Source organism: Streptomyces sp. URMC 126, assembly GCF_051386555.1.
Lineage (GTDB): Bacteria > Actinomycetota > Actinomycetes > Streptomycetales > Streptomycetaceae > Streptomyces.
Map to the genome: position 1 here is coordinate 1 of NZ_JBPQTX010000137.1, position 17,480 is coordinate 17,480.

16 protein-coding genes and 1 pseudogene are annotated in these 17,480 nt (G+C 73.4%); 11 read left to right on the forward strand and 6 right to left on the reverse strand.

What is annotated here, in order from left to right; genetic code table 11:
• Positions 1–229, reverse strand: a pseudogene (locus ACSNOK_RS18005) (hypothetical protein); the annotation flags it as partial.
• A gap of 452 nt (positions 230–681) precedes the next feature.
• Between ACSNOK_RS18005 and ACSNOK_RS18010 the strand changes: the two are divergent.
• The 3 genes from ACSNOK_RS18010 to ACSNOK_RS18020 all read left to right on the forward strand — a co-directional run bounded on the left by ACSNOK_RS18010 (position 682) and on the right by ACSNOK_RS18020 (position 3,349).
• Positions 682–1,404, forward strand: coding sequence for a restriction endonuclease (locus tag ACSNOK_RS18010; protein ID WP_436781717.1), 723 nt, complete (start codon positions 682–684; stop codon positions 1,402–1,404).
• Between the two features lie 96 nt (positions 1,405–1,500).
• Positions 1,501–1,950: an HIT family protein gene (locus tag ACSNOK_RS18015; RefSeq protein WP_436781718.1), complete on the forward strand. Its 450-nt coding sequence runs from the start codon at positions 1,501–1,503 to the stop codon at positions 1,948–1,950.
• A gap of 97 nt (positions 1,951–2,047) precedes the next feature.
• Positions 2,048–3,349, forward strand: a complete 1,302-nt coding sequence (locus tag ACSNOK_RS18020) for a phosphoribosyltransferase family protein (protein ID WP_436781719.1) — start codon at positions 2,048–2,050, stop codon at positions 3,347–3,349.
• Between the two features lie 17 nt (positions 3,350–3,366).
• On the opposite strand, the gene ACSNOK_RS18025 is transcribed toward ACSNOK_RS18020, so the two are convergent.
• Positions 3,367–4,275 (reverse strand): LysR family transcriptional regulator, encoded by a 909-nt coding sequence (locus ACSNOK_RS18025; RefSeq protein WP_436781720.1) that lies wholly within the window; start codon positions 4,273–4,275, stop codon positions 3,367–3,369.
• 171 nt (positions 4,276–4,446) lie between these two features.
• Between ACSNOK_RS18025 and ACSNOK_RS18030 the strand changes: the two genes are divergently transcribed.
• The 4 genes from ACSNOK_RS18030 to ACSNOK_RS18045 all read left to right on the forward strand — a co-directional run bounded on the left by ACSNOK_RS18030 (position 4,447) and on the right by ACSNOK_RS18045 (position 8,050).
• Positions 4,447–4,989 (forward strand): dihydrofolate reductase family protein, encoded by a 543-nt coding sequence (locus tag ACSNOK_RS18030; protein ID WP_436781721.1) that lies wholly within the window; start codon positions 4,447–4,449, stop codon positions 4,987–4,989.
• A 44-nt stretch (positions 4,990–5,033) separates the two neighbouring features.
• Complete coding sequence (locus tag ACSNOK_RS18035; RefSeq protein WP_436781722.1) at positions 5,034–6,287, forward strand: MFS transporter; 1,254 nt, start codon at positions 5,034–5,036, stop codon at positions 6,285–6,287.
• 119 nt (positions 6,288–6,406) lie between these two features.
• Entirely contained in the window at positions 6,407–7,354 is a 948-nt protein-coding gene (locus tag ACSNOK_RS18040; RefSeq protein WP_436781723.1) for an NADP-dependent oxidoreductase, read from the forward strand.
• Positions 7,355–7,372: 18 nt separating this feature from the next.
• Entirely contained in the window at positions 7,373–8,050 is a 678-nt protein-coding gene (locus tag ACSNOK_RS18045) for an alpha/beta fold hydrolase (protein ID WP_436781724.1), read from the forward strand.
• 142 nt (positions 8,051–8,192) lie between these two features.
• On the opposite strand, the gene ACSNOK_RS18050 is transcribed toward ACSNOK_RS18045, so the two are convergent.
• Together ACSNOK_RS18050 and ACSNOK_RS18055 are read right to left on the reverse strand one after the other, a co-directional pair.
• Entirely contained in the window at positions 8,193–9,056 is an 864-nt protein-coding gene (locus ACSNOK_RS18050) for a hypothetical protein (RefSeq protein ID WP_436781725.1), read from the reverse strand.
• A 9-nt stretch (positions 9,057–9,065) separates the two neighbouring features.
• Positions 9,066–9,626, reverse strand: a complete 561-nt coding sequence (locus ACSNOK_RS18055; protein WP_436781726.1) for a papain-like cysteine protease family protein — start codon at positions 9,624–9,626, stop codon at positions 9,066–9,068.
• Positions 9,627–10,113: 487 nt separating this feature from the next.
• On the opposite strand from ACSNOK_RS18055, the gene ACSNOK_RS18060 reads away from it, so the two are divergent.
• Entirely contained in the window at positions 10,114–10,839 is a 726-nt protein-coding gene (locus ACSNOK_RS18060; RefSeq protein WP_436781727.1) for a hypothetical protein, read from the forward strand.
• Positions 10,840–10,921: 82 nt separating this feature from the next.
• On the opposite strand, the gene ACSNOK_RS18065 is transcribed toward ACSNOK_RS18060, so the two are convergent.
• Together ACSNOK_RS18065 and ACSNOK_RS18070 are read right to left on the reverse strand one after the other, a co-directional pair.
• Positions 10,922–11,380, reverse strand: coding sequence for a hypothetical protein (locus ACSNOK_RS18065; RefSeq protein ID WP_436781728.1), 459 nt, complete (start codon positions 11,378–11,380; stop codon positions 10,922–10,924).
• 245 nt (positions 11,381–11,625) lie between these two features.
• Positions 11,626–12,318 carry a TetR/AcrR family transcriptional regulator gene (locus tag ACSNOK_RS18070; protein WP_436781729.1) on the reverse strand — a complete coding sequence of 231 codons (693 nt, stop codon included), beginning with the start codon at positions 12,316–12,318 and terminating at the stop codon, positions 11,626–11,628.
• Positions 12,319–12,406: 88 nt separating this feature from the next.
• Here ACSNOK_RS18070 and ACSNOK_RS18075 point away from each other — a divergent pair, with 88 nt between their 5' ends.
• The 3 genes from ACSNOK_RS18075 to ACSNOK_RS18085 all read left to right on the forward strand — a co-directional run bounded on the left by ACSNOK_RS18075 (position 12,407) and on the right by ACSNOK_RS18085 (position 17,293).
• Complete coding sequence (locus ACSNOK_RS18075) at positions 12,407–13,336, forward strand: zinc-binding dehydrogenase (protein ID WP_436781730.1); 930 nt, start codon at positions 12,407–12,409, stop codon at positions 13,334–13,336.
• 286 nt (positions 13,337–13,622) lie between these two features.
• Positions 13,623–15,473, forward strand: coding sequence for an ABC transporter ATP-binding protein (locus tag ACSNOK_RS18080; protein WP_436781731.1), 1,851 nt, complete (start codon positions 13,623–13,625; stop codon positions 15,471–15,473).
• Between the two features lie 179 nt (positions 15,474–15,652).
• Positions 15,653–17,293: a purple acid phosphatase family protein gene (locus tag ACSNOK_RS18085; RefSeq protein ID WP_436781732.1), complete on the forward strand. Its 1,641-nt coding sequence runs from the start codon at positions 15,653–15,655 to the stop codon at positions 17,291–17,293.
• The last annotated feature ends 187 nt before the right edge of the window (positions 17,294–17,480 follow it).

Below are 17,480 nucleotides of genomic sequence, written 5' to 3' on the forward strand. Positions count from 1 at the left end.
CTCCGCCGCCGCCCTGTCCGCCGGCGCCACCGCCGCCTCCCCCGCCGCCGCCCCACGCGGTGACCCGCATGTACTTGGCGCCCTGCGGGATCATCACCTGCGTGTCCCCCGGCGTGGTGATCACGCGCGGGGCCGGCAGCACGGGGTCCGCGTCCGCCGCCGCCGGCATGGCCGTCAGGCTCGCCGCGACGGCCGCCAGCACCCCCGGCCACACCCTCTTGCTCGGCACCACTGAGAAAACCTCCCCTTGAACCGCCCGCGACGCGGACCGGCCTCGGCGGTCCGAGCACGTCACCGGCGCGGGCCCCTTGCTAGTGGTCGGCGCCCACACCGGTCAAACACTCCGGCGACCCGGCCCGGCCGCGATCCACACGGACGTTCGCCGTTCGCCGGAACGGTCGCGGGCCTCCGGGCGCCCTCACGCCTCCCCTTCCTTTCCACGTCACTTCAAACACGCGGACGGTCACCGGTTGCGATGAACGCGCGGTCGCCGCGTGGCCGGTACGACAAGCCCCGGGCCGTTGACACACCGACAGGTGACGGCGTCCCGCCGAGGCCATCCCCGTACTCGAACGGGGCTACGGCCCGGGCGGAGGCCGCCCGGGCGCCTTGAAATCGCCGGAAAGGGGCACACGCACCACACCGAATGATCTTGGAGTCTTCGCGGGGGGGAGCCGCCGAATGCCGATACCCGAACCCTCCGTCCCCCGGCGGAACCCTGCCGGACGCCGGGCGGCCTCCGGCTTCCGCCGGGCCGCGTTCGCGCTCGCGCTGCTCGCCATCCTGGTCTGCGGCGCCGGGCTGACCCTGCGGACGGCCGCCGGGCACGCCGCCGGGCATCCGGTCGAGACCGTGTGCGGCCTGCTCGCGCTGGGCACCGCGGGGGCGGCGGGCTTCCGGGGGCGCCACCGGCTGCGGCGCGCCTTCCGGGCGACGGCCGCGTACGGCCGGACGGGCCCGCGGCCCTCCCCCCTGGTGGACGCCGCCCCGCCGGTGGACTACGCGGCCCTGGACGCCGCCGAGTTCGAGGAGGCGATCGCCCGGCTCTGCGAACGGGACGGTTGTACGGACGTCCGGGTGGTCGGCGGAGCCGGCGACCTGGGGGCCGACGTGCTCGCCACGGCGCCCGACGGGCGGCGGATCGTCGTCCAGTGCAAGCGGTACGGGCCGGACCACAAGGTCGGTTCACAGGACCTCCAGCGTTTCGGCGGCACCTGCTTCACCATCCACGCCGCCCAGGTGGCGGCCGTCGTGACCACCAGCGACTTCACCGGCCCCGCCCTGGAGTACGCGGCGCGCAGCGGCATCCTCTGCCTGGACGAGCGGGCACTCGCCGGCTGGGACGCGGGGAGCGCCCCGCCGCCCTGGCGGTGCGCGGGCGCCCCCGCCGAGCCGCTTCCGTAGGCAGGTCCGCGGAGAGCGCCGCACCGGCCTCGTGGCGCACGCCATCCGGTGAGGCCGCCGCGTGCGCCGCCGGTGATTCGCGGGAAAGCTGAGGCCATGCGGGAGGAACGGGACTCTTCGGTGACGGACTGCGTGTTCTGCGCGATCGTGGCGGGCGGCGCGCCCGCGCACCGGGTGCTGGCGGACGAGGCGGTGGTGGCGTTCCTGGACGCCCGGCCGCTGTTCCCCGGGCACGTCCTGGTGGTGCCCCGGCGGCACGTGGTGACCCTGACCGACCTGCCGGAGGCGGACGTGGGGCCGTTCTTCGCGCGGGTGCGGCGGGTGGCCGGGGCGGTGGAGCGCGGGATGGGCGCGGCCGGTTCGTTCGTGGCGGCCAACAACAAGGTGAGCCAGTCGGTGCCGCATTTGCATGTGCACGTCGTACCGCGCGACCGCAAGGACGGGCTGCGGGGCTTCTTCTGGCCGCGGACGCGGTACGCGTCGGAGGACGAGGCGGCGGAGGCGGCGGCGCGGATCACGGCGGCCCTGGCGGCCGGGGACGGCTGAGCGTCCCGGCCGGGTTGGTGCGCACCCGTGGGGGTCGCATAGTGGAAGGGAGACCTTTCCCGCCGGCCGGGTGTCCCCCGGCTGCCGGAGGTGGACGATGCGATTCGACGACCGAGTGGACGCGGGCAGACGGCTGGCCGAGCGGCTGGGACACCTGCGGGGGGACGATCCCGTCGTGCTCGGCCTCCCGCGCGGCGGGGTGCCGGTGGCCTACCAGGTCGCCCGGGCGCTGCGGGCGCCGCTGGACGTGATCCTCGTGCGCAAGCTGGGCGTTCCCTCGCACCGGGAGCTGGGCTTCGGGGCGCTCGGCGAGGGCGGGGTGCGGGTGGTGCGTGACGACATCATGCGGCTCGGCCGGGTGGACGAGGACGATCTGGCGGAGGTCCAGCGGGCGGAGGAGCGGCATCTGCGGGAGCAGGCGGACCGCTTCCGCGGCGGGCGTCCGCGCGTACCGCTGGAGGGCCGGACGGCCGTCGTGGTGGACGACGGGATCGCCACCGGTTCCACGGCCGCGGCGGCGTGCAAGGTGGCCCGGGCACAGGGAGCCCGCCGGGTGGTCCTGGCGGTGCCCGTCACGTCGCCGGACGCGGTGGAGTCGCTGCGCGGCGAGGCGGACGAGCTGGTGTACCTGTCGGCGCCGGGCGGGTTCTCGGCGGTGGGCGAGTGGTACCGCGACTTCTCCCAGACGGAGGACGCCGAGGTCGTGGCCCTGCTGCGGCACGACACGACGGCGGCCCCGCCCCGGGCGGGAGCGCACATCCACGGCCCGGCGCCGGTGAAGCTGCCCGTGGACGACCGTACGGTCACCCTGGACGGCGATCTGACGATGCCGCCCGGCGCGCCGGCGGTCGTGCTGTTCGCGCACGGCAGCGGCAGCAGCCGGCACAGTCCGCGCAACCGTGCCGTGGCGGAGGTGCTGAACCGGGCGGGCCTGGGGACGCTGCTGTTCGACCTGCTGACGCCGGAGGAGGCGGAGGACCGGGCGAAGGTGTTCGACATCGGTCTGCTGGCCGGCCGGCTGGACCAGGTGACGGAGTGGATGCGCCGCGAGTCCGTGCCGCTGTGCTACTTCGGCGCCAGCACGGGGGCCGCGGCGGCCCTCTGGGCGGCGGCGGAGGAGGGCCGGGAGGGCCCGGCGGCCGTGGTGTCGCGAGGCGGCCGCCCCGATCTGGCCATGGACCGGCTGGCGGGTGTCCGTGCGCCGACGCTGTTCCTGGTGGGCGGGCTGGACGAGGCCGTCCTGGACCTGAACCGACGGGCGGCGGAGCGGCTGCGGTGTGAGAACCGGCTGGTGGTCGTGGACGGGGCCACCCATCTGTTCGAGGAGCCGGGGGCCCTGGACACGGTGGCGGAACTGGCCTGCGAGTGGTTCACGGACCACCTCGCCACGACCCCCTGACGGCCGCCTGGCCGGCGCTAACGGCCTCCCAGATACACGCGGTTCGCCACCTCTTGGGCGGCCCGGGCGAAGGCGGGGATCAGGAGGCTGGTGCTGCTCTTGAGCCAGACCGGTGCCCAGTCGATGGGCGGGGCGTCGGAGAACGGGAGACAGGTGATGTCGGGGCGGTTGTAGAAGCGGGTGACCTGGGCGCCGACGATCATTCCCCCGCTGCCGGTGCCGACCAGCTGCAACGCTTCCTGGAACGTCTCGAAGTACGGGCCGCCGCGGATGGCCCGTCCGCCGGGCGTGCGTTCCGGCCAGCGGTCGGAGGGCCAGTCGCCCGGCAGCGCGCCGGCCAGCCGCAGCAGCGGTATGTCCGCGAGGTCCTCCATGTCCGCGCTCGGTTTGCCGGCGAGCGGGTGGTCCGAGGGCACGGCCAGCATGCGGGGTTCGGAGATGACCACCGGGCCGACGACGATGTCGGGCGCGGCGAGCGGCAGGCTGGTGACGAGGATGTCCACGTCACCCGCGCGCAGCCGCTGGAGTGCCTCGGCGACCTGGGTCTCCCGCGCTCGCACTCGGCAGTCGGGCTCGTGCCGGGAGAAGAGGTCCGCCGCCTGATGGACGATCTGCCCCGCCGCCGCGCCCACGAAGCCGACCCGCAGGGTGCCGGGGGCCTGCCGGACGTCCGCGATGGCACGCTCCACGGCCGACCGGATCTGATCGTACGCGGGCCGGAGGTCTTCGTAGAGCCGGAGGCCGAGCGGGGTGAGGCGGACGCTCCGGTTGGTCCGCTCGAAGAGGTCGGCTCCGATGCGGCGTTCCAGCTTCTTGATGGTCTGGCTGACCCGGCCGGTGGTCACGTGCAGATGCTCGGCCGTCCGCCCGAAGTGCAGTATTTCGGCCAGCGTCAGGAAGGCCTCCAGTTCCAGGCGTTCGAGCAACGGGAGCTCCTACGGCGTTGAGCGGGACTAAACGCGGGTTGCGGTATCGGGCGTTGTTCGGCCGGTTTCCGACGGGCAGTCTGCCAGAGGCGCTGCGTACCGGACCCGCCGGGAGCCGTCCCGGGGCCCGCCCGCGCCGCCTTTCCCGAATCGAACGTACGAGGATGTCCCATGGCCGGAATCGTTGCCCTGACGTATGTCTCGCTGGACGGTGTCATGGAGAACCCGTCGTGGACCGGCCCGTACTTCACCGCCGAGCACGCCGAGTACGCGCGCGGCCGGCTGTTCGCCAGTGACGCGCTGCTGCTGGGCCGGGTGACGTACGAGGGCATGGCCGCGGCCTGGCCGCACATGGAGGAGTCCGAGGGCGAGTTCGCCGTCCGGATGAACGCCCTTCCCAAGCACGTCGTGTCCACGACCCTGGAGCGGCCGGCCTGGAACGCCACCGTCGTCCGCGGCGACCTGGCCGCCGAGGTCGGCGAGCTCAAGACCCGGTACGCCAAGGACCTCCTCGTCTACGCCAGCGGCGAGCTGACCAACGCCCTGATCGCCCTCGGACTCGTCGACGAGCTCAAGCTGTGGGTGCATCCGGTGATCGTGGGCCGGGGCAAGCGGCTGTTCCCCGAGGGTGCCCCGGCGACCACGTGGACGCTCGCCTCCACGACGGTGTTCGACTCCGGTGCCCTGGTCCTGGACTACCGGCCGGCCGCGTAGCCCTCGGCGCCCCGGCACGCCCGACCGTCCCACCAGGAGAAACCTTGTCCGTCCACGACCCTGCCCGGTCACCTCTGCTGCCCCCTCCCGGGCCCCGACGCACCCTCGCCCTCGCCCAGTTGGGCAACTCGGTGGGTGACGGCGCGTATTACGTCACCTCGGCCCTCTACTTCACCCACGTCGTCGGCCTCGCCCCCGCCCGCGTCGGACTCGGCCTCACCGTGGCCTGGGCGGTCGGCTCGGTCGTCGGGGTACCGCTCGGCAGGCTCGCGGACCGGCGCGGCCCGCGCGGCACGGCGGTGCTGCTCGCCCTCGCGACCGGCGTCGCGGTGGCGACGTTCCTGGTCGTCCGGGGCTTCCTGCCGTTCGTCGCCGCCGCCTGCCTCTACGCGTCCGCCCAGTCGGGCCTCGCCGCCGCCCGGCAGGCGCTGCTCGCGGGCCTGGTCGCCGAGGAGGAGCGCACCGGGGCCCTCGCCCATCTGCAGTCGGCGCTCAACGCGGGCCTCGCGGCGGGCGCCGGGCTCGGCGGGCTGGCCCTGTCCGTCGGGACCGGGCCGGCGTACCGCGGCGTCTTCGCGGTCGACGCCCTGAGCTTCGTCCTCTGCGCGCTGCTGCTGTCGCGGCTGCCGGCCGTCGCGCCCGTACCGGCGCCGCGGAACGGGGGGCTCCGGGTCCTGCGGGACCGCCCGTACGTCGTCGTCACGCTCCTCAACGCCGTGCTGCTCCTCCGGTTGCCGCTGCTCAGTCTCGGCCTGCCGCTGTGGATCACCGAGCGCACCGAGGCCCCGGCGTGGCTGGTCTCGGCGCTGTTCGTCCTCAACACGGTCGCGGTGGCGCTGTTCCAGGTCCGCGCCGCGCGCTCGGTCACCGGGCTCGCCACCGCGGCCCGCGCCCTCCGCGGCTCCGGCCTGATCATGCTCCTGGCGTGCGGGGTCCTGGCCTTGTCGGCCGGCCGTTCGCCCTGGGTCGCGGTCGCCGTCCTGACCGGCGGCTCGGTGCTGCTGGTCGTCGCCGAGATGCTGCAGTCCGCCGGTTCCTGGCAGCTCGGCTTCGAGCTGGCCCCGGCGGGACGGATCGGCGAGTACCAGGGCTTCTTCGGCACCGGCACCACCGTCGCCCGCGCCCTCGGGCCGGTGCTGCTCACCTCGCTGCTCGCGGGCCTGGGCGTGGCGGGCTGGCTGCTGCTCGGCGGGCTGTTCCTCACGGCGTCGTACGCCCTGGGGCCGGTGGCGCGGTGGGCGGCGGACGGGGCCCGGCGTGACCGGGCCGCCACGCCCCGCGCCGTGCGCCCGGCCTGAGCCCCACACCACGGCCCCCCTTCCGCCCGGCCGGACACGAGAACCGGCCGGACACGAGAACGCCGGATCGACGGACCGCGAAGGTCCGACGGAACGGAACACAGGAGAACGGAGAAGACATGCGGAACACGACGATGCGCGCGATCGGCCAGGCCGGCTTCGGCGGCCCCGACGTGCTGAAGGTGGTCGAGGCGGAACGCCCGGAGCCCGGCCCGGCCGAGGTGCTGGTGCGGGTGCACGCGGCCGGGGTCAATCCGACCGACTCCTGGCACCGCGCCTCCGGTGGCCTGACCGGCGCGGTGGTGCGGCTCGGCTGGGACGTCTCCGGCGTGGTCGAGGCGGTCGGCCCGGGGGTGGCCACCCTCGCCCCGGGTGACGAGGTGTTCGGTCTGCCGCGCCACCCCCTTCCGGCGGGGACGTACGCCGAGTACGTGACGTCACCGGCCCGGCACCTGGTCCGCAAGCCCGCCGCGCTGACCCATGTGCGGGCGGCGGCCCTGCCGTTGGCCGCGCTCACCGCCTGGCAGGCGCTCGTCGACGTCGCGGACGTGCGGCCGGGGCAGCGGGTGCTGATCCACGCGGCGGCGGGAGGCGTCGGGCACCTCGCCGTCCAGATCGCCAAGGCCCGGGGCGCGCACGTGATCGGGACCGCCCGTTCGGCCAAGCACGCCTTCCTGCGCGGCCTCGGCGCGGACGAACTCGTCGACTACACCGAGACCGACTTCGAGGCGGCCGTCGAGCCGGTCGACGTCGTCGTCGACACGATCGGCGGCGCCTACGGACCGCGCTCGCTGCGCACCCTGCGCCCCGGCGGCGTCCTGGTCTCCCTCGCCTCCCCGGCCGAGGCGTACCTGGCGGACGAAGCCGCCTCCCTCGGCCTGCGCGCCACCTTCATGATCGTGGAGGCCGACCAGGCGGGGCTGCGCGAGATCGCGGCCCTGGTGGAGGCGGGCCTGCTGCGCCCCGAGATCGCCGCGGTGCTCCCGCTCGACCGGGCGGCCGAGGCCCACGAGCTCGGCGACAGCCGCCGCACCACGGGCAAGATCGTCCTGTCCGTCATCGACTGACCACCGGAAAGCACCACGATGACCACCTTCCTCCTCATACCCGGTGCCTGGCACGGCGCCTGGACCTTCGAACCACTGGCCCGGCGGCTGCGCGAGCGCGGACACCAGGCCTATCCCCTGACCCTCACCGGCGTGGGGGACCGCAGGCACCTCCTCACCGCCACGGTCAACCTCGACACCCACATCGACGACGTCGTCAACGTCCTGGAGGACGAGCGGATCACCGACGCCGTCCTCGTCGGCCACAGTTACGGCGGCATGGTGATCACCGGCGCCGCGGACCGCGTTCCGGAGCGGGTGGCCGGACTGGTCTACGTCGACGCCGTGGTCCCCGGCGACGGCGACTCGTGCTGGTCGCTCGTGACCGACCGGGAACGCGCCTGGTACCTCGAAGGCGTGGGCCGGAACGGCTACGCCAGCGCGCCCCTGCCGTTCTTCGACCCCCGGGCGACGCCGCACCCGCTGGCCTCGCTGCTCCAGGAGATCCGTCTGGAGGGGCGGTTCGACCGCGACGGCGGCCGGGATTACGTCTACGCCACCGGCTGGCCCGGGGGTTCCCCCTTCGCCCCGCTGTACGAGCGCCTGCGGACCGATCCCGCCTGGCGCACCCACGCCCTGGCCTCCGGCCACAACGTGATGGGGGACGCGCCCGACGCGCTGCTGGAGGTGCTGCTGGACGCCGCGCGCGTCGAGTGACGGACGGGCGCCCGCCGACGGCCCGCGCCCGGACGGGGCTTCGCCCCGGTTCCGGGCCGTGGGCGGGCCGGAACCGGGGCGAAGCGTGGAGGGGACCTACGGGTCCGTCGTACGTACGCCGGCGGAGACGCGCTCGCGTGTGTCAGCGGAGCCGTGCGCGCTTGCGGCGGCGGAGGCCGACGGCGCCACCGGCGAGGACGAGCGCGGCGGCGCCCGAACCGCCGACGACCAGCGGGGTGGAGGACGCCGACGAGGAGTGCGGACGGCCGCCGCCGAGACCGCTGGAGAAGCCCTTGGTGTCGAACTCCGAGCCGGGCTGCTTGTCGGCGTAGCGGGCCTTGACCAGCTTCTGGTAGTCGGCGAGCGACACCGACGGCTGACCGTTCAGCCCCTGCCGGGCCGCGTCGTTCAGCGGCTCGACGGTGGTGAGCTTCAGCTGGTAGAAGCCGCGGATCTGCGGCTCGCTGAACACCGTCGTCGCGAGATCGGCCTTCCCCGCGTAGGTGGCGTCCGTGTCGCCTTCGCGGACGGCGGCCAGGTGCCAGCCGGTGGTGCCGGTGGGGGCGAGCAGGACGGTGGCCGTACGGCCGCCGGAGGTGGTCACCCCCGCGACGGCGTAGGAGAGTTTGACGGCGTCGTTGAGGGAGGGTTGCGCGGTTCCCGTCACGAAGGCCGGTGCGATCTCGTTCAGGGCCAGCGGGTCCTTGATGGTGAAGGACGGCACGCCCTCGCAGGGGTCGGCCTTGGCGGGGAGCGTCACCGCCGCTCCGGGCGACCCGCCGCCGGGCACCGGTGCGCTGAGGAAGCGGCAGACGGCGTTGTGGGTGGCGGTCGACTTCAGCGTGTCCAGGGCCGCCTGGAGGTTGGGCAGGTCGCCCGGGCCCTTGGCGGCGCCGGCCGGGGCGGCGCCCACCGACAGCAGGACGGACGCGCCGAGCGCCAGGGCGAGGGGGAGACGGGAGAGGCCGGCGGCCCGCCGCGTCGCGGACGTTCTGTGGTCGCGCATGTCACGCTCCTAGCGGGAGATGCCGGTGCGGGAGTGGGTCCACTTGAACGAGCTGTTGCTCACGTAGTCGTTGTAGTTCCACCACGTGTACGTGGTCGTGTCCGGCCACGGGTCGCCGACGCCGATGGTGTTGTTCGACGTGTCGTAGCCGTAGACGACGTTCATGTGCCCGCCGCCGGAGTTCCAGCCGATGCGCGCTCCGACGGGCCGGGGGCCCCGGACCTCGGTCTGCACCTCGCTGAAGGTGGCCGCCCGGCTCAGCCCCGTGCCGGTGTGGGACATGCCGAGACTGCCCCAGGCCCTGGCCATGTCGTCGAGCGTGGCCGGCTGGTTGTTGCAGCCGTAGTACGGGTTGGCGCGGGTGCAGAAGTCGCTCTGCGTCGAGCCGTATCCCTGGAACTTGGCGATCGTCAGGCCGGAGGCCACCCAGCACCACTGGGTCTTCTCCTGCTTCAGCATGGTGATCTCGTCGTACGCGGCGTCCGCGTGCGCCGTCGTGGCGGCTCCGAGGAGCCCGCACACGGCCAGTGCCAGGGCCGATGCCGTCGTCGCGCGCTTGAGTCTGCTCATATTCCTGCCTTCCCGTCGTGGGGTGCGACGAGCAGATGGCCGGATCATCCGACCCCCTCCGTGGAGGGCAGTCATATGACAGCGCGCCATGACAAGACTGAACAGCGTCCGTCCATGACTTCAACACCATAGAGTGCTATATCCGTTTATCTTCTTTGTTCGCTGCCTTTGCTTTCCGTGATGTTCCCGCGATGCGCGGCTTGGCCGTCCGGGAAAAGGACGGCCTTGTACGGCGGGTGCGCCCCTGCGCCACCGGGCATCCCCTTCCCGGCAGCGAAGCAACGAGGGCACCCGAAAACCTTCCGGAGGCGAGGCGTTGTCGAAAACGGGCGTCATGTCAGTCGCGCGGCCGCCCGGACCTGATCGGGAAATGATCGAAATGCATTTCGGGCAACTGTTTTACCGTTTCGGCGTGTTCGTCCCACGGAAGTAAACGAGGAGAGTCCGCTTCCGCTCGAAGCGGCTCGCTCGTGAAGGGAATCCGTCCATGCCGCACATCGCGCACAGACCTTCTCTCCTCACCCTCCGCCGCCGTGCCGGCCGGTTCGCCGTGGCACTGGCCCTGGCCCTGCCCGCCGTCGCCCTCGCCACCCCGGCCCACGCGGCGTCCTCCTGCGAAGTCAACGACGTGGTGACGACCGGACCGGTCATCACCGGAACCGAGGCCGCCGACACGATCGTGTGCTCGTCCGTGGACGCGACGACCGTCGTCGACTCCCTGGGAGGTGACGACACCATCATCCTCACCGGCCGGATCGAGGGCCGGATCCGAGCGGGAGACGGTACCGACCGCTTCGCGCTGAGCCGGTCCGCCGAACTCACCGGCAGCGGTGAGCTCGACGGCCAACGCGGCCACGACGGCTTCGAGATCAGCGGCAAGGCGTTCGGTGCCGTACGCGGCGGCCAGGACGCGGACCGCATCATCGTCCGCCGGGACACCACGACCGCCCCGACGACCGACTTCCGTGGCGCCAGGGGCGCCGACGAGATCCACATCGAGTCCCCCGTGGTCGTCCACGGTCTCGTCGAGGGCGCCGAGGACGACGACCGGCTCACCGTGGAGGGCACGGTGGCGAGTGACGGCCGCGTACTGGGCGGCACAGGCGACGACGACCTCCATGCGGCCGTCAACCTGGGCCTGGTCGACGGCGGCCCGGACACCGACCACTGCGTCGTCGCCGCGGGGAATCCCCCGGTCGGCTGCGAGTCCTGACCCCCGCCGGCCTCCGCCGGTGGACGGAACACCGCCGGCTCGGGGTACGCGGCACCGTCCCCGAGACCGACGGCATTCCGGCTCAGGAACCGCCGGCTTCCGGGGCGCCCGGGTCCGTCACCCCCACGTGTGTGGGCGGGCCGACGGCGATGAGGAAGCCGGCCCGGCCGGGCACCGGCCCCACCGGGTCTCCCGACCCGAAGAACACCTCGCCCTGGTCCTGGACCGGGAACCCGAACGTGGTGTCGCCCCAGGAATGGAGCACCATGGTCGCCCTGGGACCGCCGGCGAGGCTGATCGTCAGCGTCGAGGTGTCCGTCCGGTCCACGTCGAACGGCTGGAAGACGAAGGGGCGCTTGTCGAAGAGCCGGTCGCTGAAGTACTCCCGCAGGCGCCCTGTGACGCCGCCCCGCTGGTCCGCCGCGACACTCCCGGTCGCGTATCGGGCCACTTCGCCGCCTTGCAGCGAAACGACGGTGACGCCGCTGAAGAACGTGAAGTTCGAGACGAGGAAGTTCACACGATCCGTGACCTGACCCATGGCCCGCCCCTCTGCCGTCGCCACGGCGTCCGGCCGATGCGTCGGGGCCCAGTCGATGCGGCGTCGCGTCGACACCACCGCGGGACGCGCGTCCTCATAGCACAACCGTAAGGGCGAGGGCGGCACCTTCGGTCGCCGCCGGGGAACTTCACCGGAAAGAGGGAACGAGAGCGCGGCTGGTCCCCTGCGCCGCGAGCGGCGGCCGACGACGGGCTCCGAGCGGCCGTCGTCTTCCGGCCGCCCGCCTACGCGGTCCGCGGCTCCGCGGCGAGCGTCAGCGCTCCCGGAACGGCCGCGAAGGCGCGCCGCAGTTCGTCCGCCAGGGCGGCGCGGCCCGGTTCGCCGGGGAGGGTCACCCAGGCCTCCAGCGCGTGGCGGTGGGCGGCGACGAAGAAGTCGAGGGCCAGCCGGAGGCCGAGGACGTCGGCGGGTTCGTCGACGTCCAGCCTGCGCCGCAGGATGTCGGCGGCCGCGCGCACCGTGCGGTCGCAGAAGTGCAGGCCGTGCGCGTCCATGGACGGCGTCTCGGCGGCCAGCCGGCGGCTGAGGCGGACGCGCCGCGCCCAGCCCGCGTCGGTCATCCGCTCCAGTGCGGCCAGCAGCGACGCCCGCAGCAGTTCCAGGACCAGTTCGCCGCTCGGTTCGCGGGTCTCCAGGTCGTCGAGGAAGGCCGCCCACAGGTCCTGGGTCGGCGCCATCGCCACGTCTTCCTTGCTGGTGAAGTAGCGGAAGAAGGTGCGCTTGGAGACCTCCACCGCGTCGCAGAGCTCGTCCAGCGTCGCGCCGTCGAAGCCGCGGTCCGTGAAGAGCTCCAGGGCGGTGTCGATCAGCGCCTGACGGGTGCGCAGCTTCTTGCGCTCGCGCAGCGGGAGGCGTTCCGCGGAAGCGCCGGTGGGGGCTTTGGCAGCGGAGCCGGTGCGTGCGTCGGTGGAGGTCATCGCCCCCAGTGTAGTGCGGGCGCCTATGCCCCTTGTAGGTTAATGCCACTGAGAGGCATAATCGTCTTCCCGGAAGGGCTCCCCTGCCATGCGCGCACTCCTCGTCGACCCCACCGCCCCCGGCCGCCTGCGTCTCGGCGAGGCGCCGGAGCCCGAGCCCGCACCCCACCAGGCGCTCGTCCGCACCACCGCGACCTCGCTCAACTTCGGCGAGATCAAGCACGTCCTGGCGGAGGCGCCCGCCGGCGCCGTCCTCGGCTGGGACGCGGCGGGAGTCGTCGAACGGGCGGCGGCCGACGGTTCCGGCCCCGCCGCCGGCACCCCGGTGGTCACCCTGTCCGGCGACGGCGCCTGGGCGGAACTACGGGCGGTCGACACCGACCTCATCGGCACCGTGCCCGAGGGGGCCGACCTCGGCGCGATCAGCACCGTCCCGGTGGCCGGCGCCAGCGCCCTGCGCGCGCTGCGGCGCCTGGGGCCGGTCCTCGGCAGCCGCGTCCTGGTCACCGGAGCCACCGGCGGCACCGGCCGGTACGCCGTCCAACTCGCCCGCCGCGCCGGGGCGTACGTCGTCGCGTCGACGGGTGACCCCCGCGCCCACGGCGACAGCCTGCGGGCCCTGGGCGCGCACGAGGTCGTGACCGGCCCGGAGGACCTCACCGAACCCGTGCACGGCGTCATCGACCTGGTCGGCGGACGGCAACTGGTCGAGGGGTACGCCCGGCTCGCCGAGCACGGCACCCTCGTCTCCGTCGGCCGCGCGGAGCACGAACCCGACGTCTTCCCGCCCGGCGCCTTCCTCGGCGCCCCGACCGGCCACGACCGGGCACTGGTCAGCTTCTACCTCATGCGGTGCACCGGCCTCGGCGCGGACCTGACCCTGCTGGCCGGACTGGTGGCGTCCGGGGAACTGGACGCGCGGATCGCCTGGCGGGGCCCGTGGGACAGGGCGGCGGACGCCATCGACCTGCTCCTCGGCCGCCGGCTGCACGGCAAGGCGGTGCTGGACCTCTCCTGAGCCCCGCGGCCTCGCCCGGCCCCTCTCGCACCGACCCGCGACACCCGGCACCAGCACCCCGCGCCGACACCGGGCACTCCGCCCTCGCGCGCCCCAACACCCTCCCCGAATCGGCCGGTTGAGGCCGTGTCCCTCCCCGGGCGCGACCGGTTAGGCACCGGGTGCCCTCGACCGGGCGCTCTTTACCCAAGGGGAGGGAGAACGAAAGGTGGAGAACTCATCCGGCGGTAAAGCGGGCGGCGAACGACCGGGCGGTCGACAGGCCCGGCTCCGGGAGCGCCCCCCGATGCCGGAGCCGGCGGCGCTCACCTACCAAGGACCGAACCAGCGCAACGTCCTCGAAGAGCACGGGCTGTTCGAGCTGTTGCGTGACGTCCCGTTCCTGCTGGCCCGGTTCCTGCGGATGGCGTGGGCGGCGGACCGGAGGGCCGTCGTCGTCCTGTTCGTCGCGGAGATCGCGGGCGGGGCCGGGGCCGCGGTGCTCCTGACCATGACGGCGCAGGCCATGGGGCCGCTCGTCGGCACCGGCACCGTGTCCTTCCGCGTACACGCGGCGATGCCGTACCTGATCGGCGCCGGCTGCGCGGCGGCCTTCGCGCGCGGCGCCCACGCCTTCGGCCAGTGGGCCGAGGACCGGCTCCGTCCACAACTCCTCACGGCGGCGGACCGGGCGCTGATCGACGCCGCCCTGTCGGTGCGGCTGGAGGTCTACAACGACCCGTCGTTCACCGAGGACCGCGAGAAGGCCGAGACGGGAGTGGTGCGCTCCGAGCGGCTGGTGACCGAAGTCCAGGTCTTCCTCGGCTCGTTCATCCGGCTGGTGGCGGCCGGCGGGGTGCTCGCCGGGCTGCACCCGCTGATGCTCGGCGTCCTGCTGCTGGCCGTGCTCCCGTCCGGCGTCGGGGCCGTGGTGCGGGCGCGCATCGAGTACCGCACCCATCTGGCCGTCGCGGCCGGCCGCACGGTCAAGCAGATGATGCGCGGCTACACCACCAACCGGTACTTCGGCGACGAGATGCACGGCAACGGCATGATCCCGTACCTGAGGTTCTGGTACGGCCGGCTCACCGACACCATCGACGAGAAGTTCCTCGCCCAGACACCGCGCCAACTGCGCACGGATCTGCTGTCGTACACGGCCGGCGGTGTGTGCCTCGCCGGAGCGTACGCGGTCCTGGCCTGGCTGACCGTCTCCGGCCGGGTCTCCCTGGCGGTGTCGGCGACGGTGATCGTGGCCGTCCGGCAGGCCCTGGCGTCCATCCGGGACCTGCTGGCGTACACCGTCGGCCTGTTCCGGCACTGCCTCTACCTCGCGGACTGGGAACGGTTCGTGGCCAACGGCCGCGCCCCGGAGCGGACGCCGCGCGCGCGGGGCAGGACGGTGCCGCCGGTGGTGGAACGGGTGCGCGTGGAGAAGGTCTCCTACTGGTACCCCAACAAGACGGCCCCGGCCCTGGACGACGTGTCGCTGACGTTCCGGCGGGGCGAGGTCGTGGCCGTCGTCGGGGAGAACGGCTCGGGCAAGTCCACGCTCGTCCGCCTCCTGCTCGGCCTGTACACGGCCGAGAAGGGAACCGTCTTCTGGGACGACGTGGACCTGGCGGAAGCCAACCAGAAGACACTGTCGGACCGGACGGCGGTGGTGCCGCAGAGCTTCGCCTGCTGGCCGCTGTCGGTACGGGAGAACGTGACCCTCGGCCAGCCCCGCACCTGGGACGACGACGCGGTGTGGGAGGCCCTGGACCGCGTCGGCATGACGGACGCCGTCCGGGAGCTCCCCCGGGGGCTCGACACGCTCCTCGCCCGGGAGCTGTGGGGCGGCGTCACCCTCTCCGGCGGCCAATGGCAGCGCATCGCCTGCGCCCGCGCCCTGTACCGGCAGCCGGCGGTCCTCGTGCTGGACGAGCCCACGTCCGAGATGGACGCCCGCGGGGAGCACCAGATCTTCACCGAGCTGAAGAAGATCGCCCGCGACCGCATCACCGTCGTCGTCACGCACCGGCTCGACAACACCCGGATCGCCGACCGCATCGTCGTCATGGAGCACGGCCGGGTCACGGAACACGGCACCTTCGACCAACTGGTCGTCGCGGGCGGGCTCTTCCAGGAGCTGTACACGCTCTCGCAGGACCGATGAGAGGGAAGCCGGCCCCGCCGCACCGCTGAGCGGCACTCGGGGGGGGGTGGCGGCGGACGACGAACCGGGGGCCGCGAGGCCGGGCTCACGGAATCGCCACGAGCGGATCAAAGCGGATCAAGCAGTGATCACCTAAAGTGCCCAGAACCACCGACTTCCCCACGGGAACAGGGCGTTACATGACGATCACACGCAGATCCGTCCTCAAAGGCTCGTCGGCCGCCGCGGCCGTCCCGCTCGTCACCGGTGCCGCGGCGGAGGCCGCCGTCACGGAGTCCGCCGCCGCGTCTCCGCCGACGGCGGCCCCGTCCCCCGGCCCCCTGATATGGCACCGCCCGCACCGGGTGGGGGCGCCCGGAGTGCTGGGTGTCCACCTGCAGTTCGGCTCGGACCCCGCCACGGAGATGACCGTCTCCTGGATCACCCCGCAGTCGGTCCACCGCCCGCGAGTGCGGCTCGGGTCACCGGCGGGCGGGTACGGCAGCGGGGCCGTCGACGCCGAGACCCGCACCTACCGGGACGGGCTGTCGAAGGAGGAGGTGTACGTCCACCACGCCCGGATCACCGGCCTGCGCCCCTCGACCACCTACCTGTACTCGGCCGGACACGACGGTACGACGCCGGAGACCGGCTCGTTCACCACGGCGCCGCGCGGCCGCGCCGCCTTCACCTTCACCAGCTTCGGCGACCAGGCGACGCCCGACCTCCGCCGGATCGTCCACCTGCCGGACGGCGTCCCCTCCCCCGTCAACCGCTTCCCGCTGCACACCAGCAGCCAGATCGGCTCGCCCGCCTCGGCGGACATCGTCTCCGCCGTCGAGCGGGTCGCGCCGCTGTTCAACCTCGTCAACGGCGACCTGTGTTACGCCGCGGTCGCCGGCGCGTGGGGCACGAGCCGGGTGGCGACCTGGGCGGACTGGTTCATCAACAACAGCCGCTCCACCCGGCTGCGACCCTGGATGCCCTGCGCGGGCAACCACGAGAACGAGAAGGGCAACGGCCCCATCGGCGCCGCCGGTTACCAGGCCTACTTCGCCCTCCCCTCCGGCGCCTCGTCCGACGAGGAGACCCGGGGCATGTGGTACGCGTTCACCGTCGGCGCCGTCCGCTTCGTCAGCCTCGCCAACGACGACGTGGCGCTCCAGGACGGCGGGGACACCTACATCAACGGCTACTCCGGCGGCGCCCAACGCCGCTGGCTGGAACGCGAGCTGAAGACGGCGCGCGCGGACCGGGGAATCGACTGGATCGTGGTCTGCATGCACCAGCCGATGATCTCCAGCCACCGGAGCGCCGGCAGCGACCTGGGGGTACGCCGGGCGTGGGGCCCGCTGTTCGACGCGTACGGCGTCGACTTGGTGCTGAGCGGACACGAACACCACTACGAGCGGTCGCACCCGGTCCGCGGCACCCTCCCCGACGACGCCCGCACCCCCGTCCCCGTCGCCACTCGCACCGACCTGGTCGACACGGCCAAAGGCACCGTCCACATGGTCATCGGCGCCGGCGGCAACATCGCCACCAGCCAGGACGACCTCTTCGACACCCCGCGGGCCCGGGTCCTGGTCGGCCTCAAGGACGACAGGACCTCCTCGGGCCACCGCGAGCCGATATGGCTCCCCGAGGAGGCGCCCTGGGCGGCCGTCCAGGACCGCGAGCACAACCGCGGTTTCGCCGCCTTCGACGTCGACCCCGGCGACCCCCGTGACCGCCTGACCCGTATGCGCGTCACCTACTACACCTTCGACGGCCCCCACGGCGACCTGACCCCCGTCGACACCTTCACCCTGCAAAGGCCGCGTTCGGACGCGCGCCACTGAACGGTCGTCCCCGCTCACCCCCCGCTCGGGCCGCCCCCGACAAGCACCGGCGTGATCACCTGAGTACCGAAACTGAGTACGAGCGCTCAGGCCGGAGCTTCCGTCGACGCCGCAGGATGGCGGCATGACCACGCCGTCGTTCACCGGACCGCAGACCAGCCCCCAGCTTCCCCCGTTCCCCGGCTCC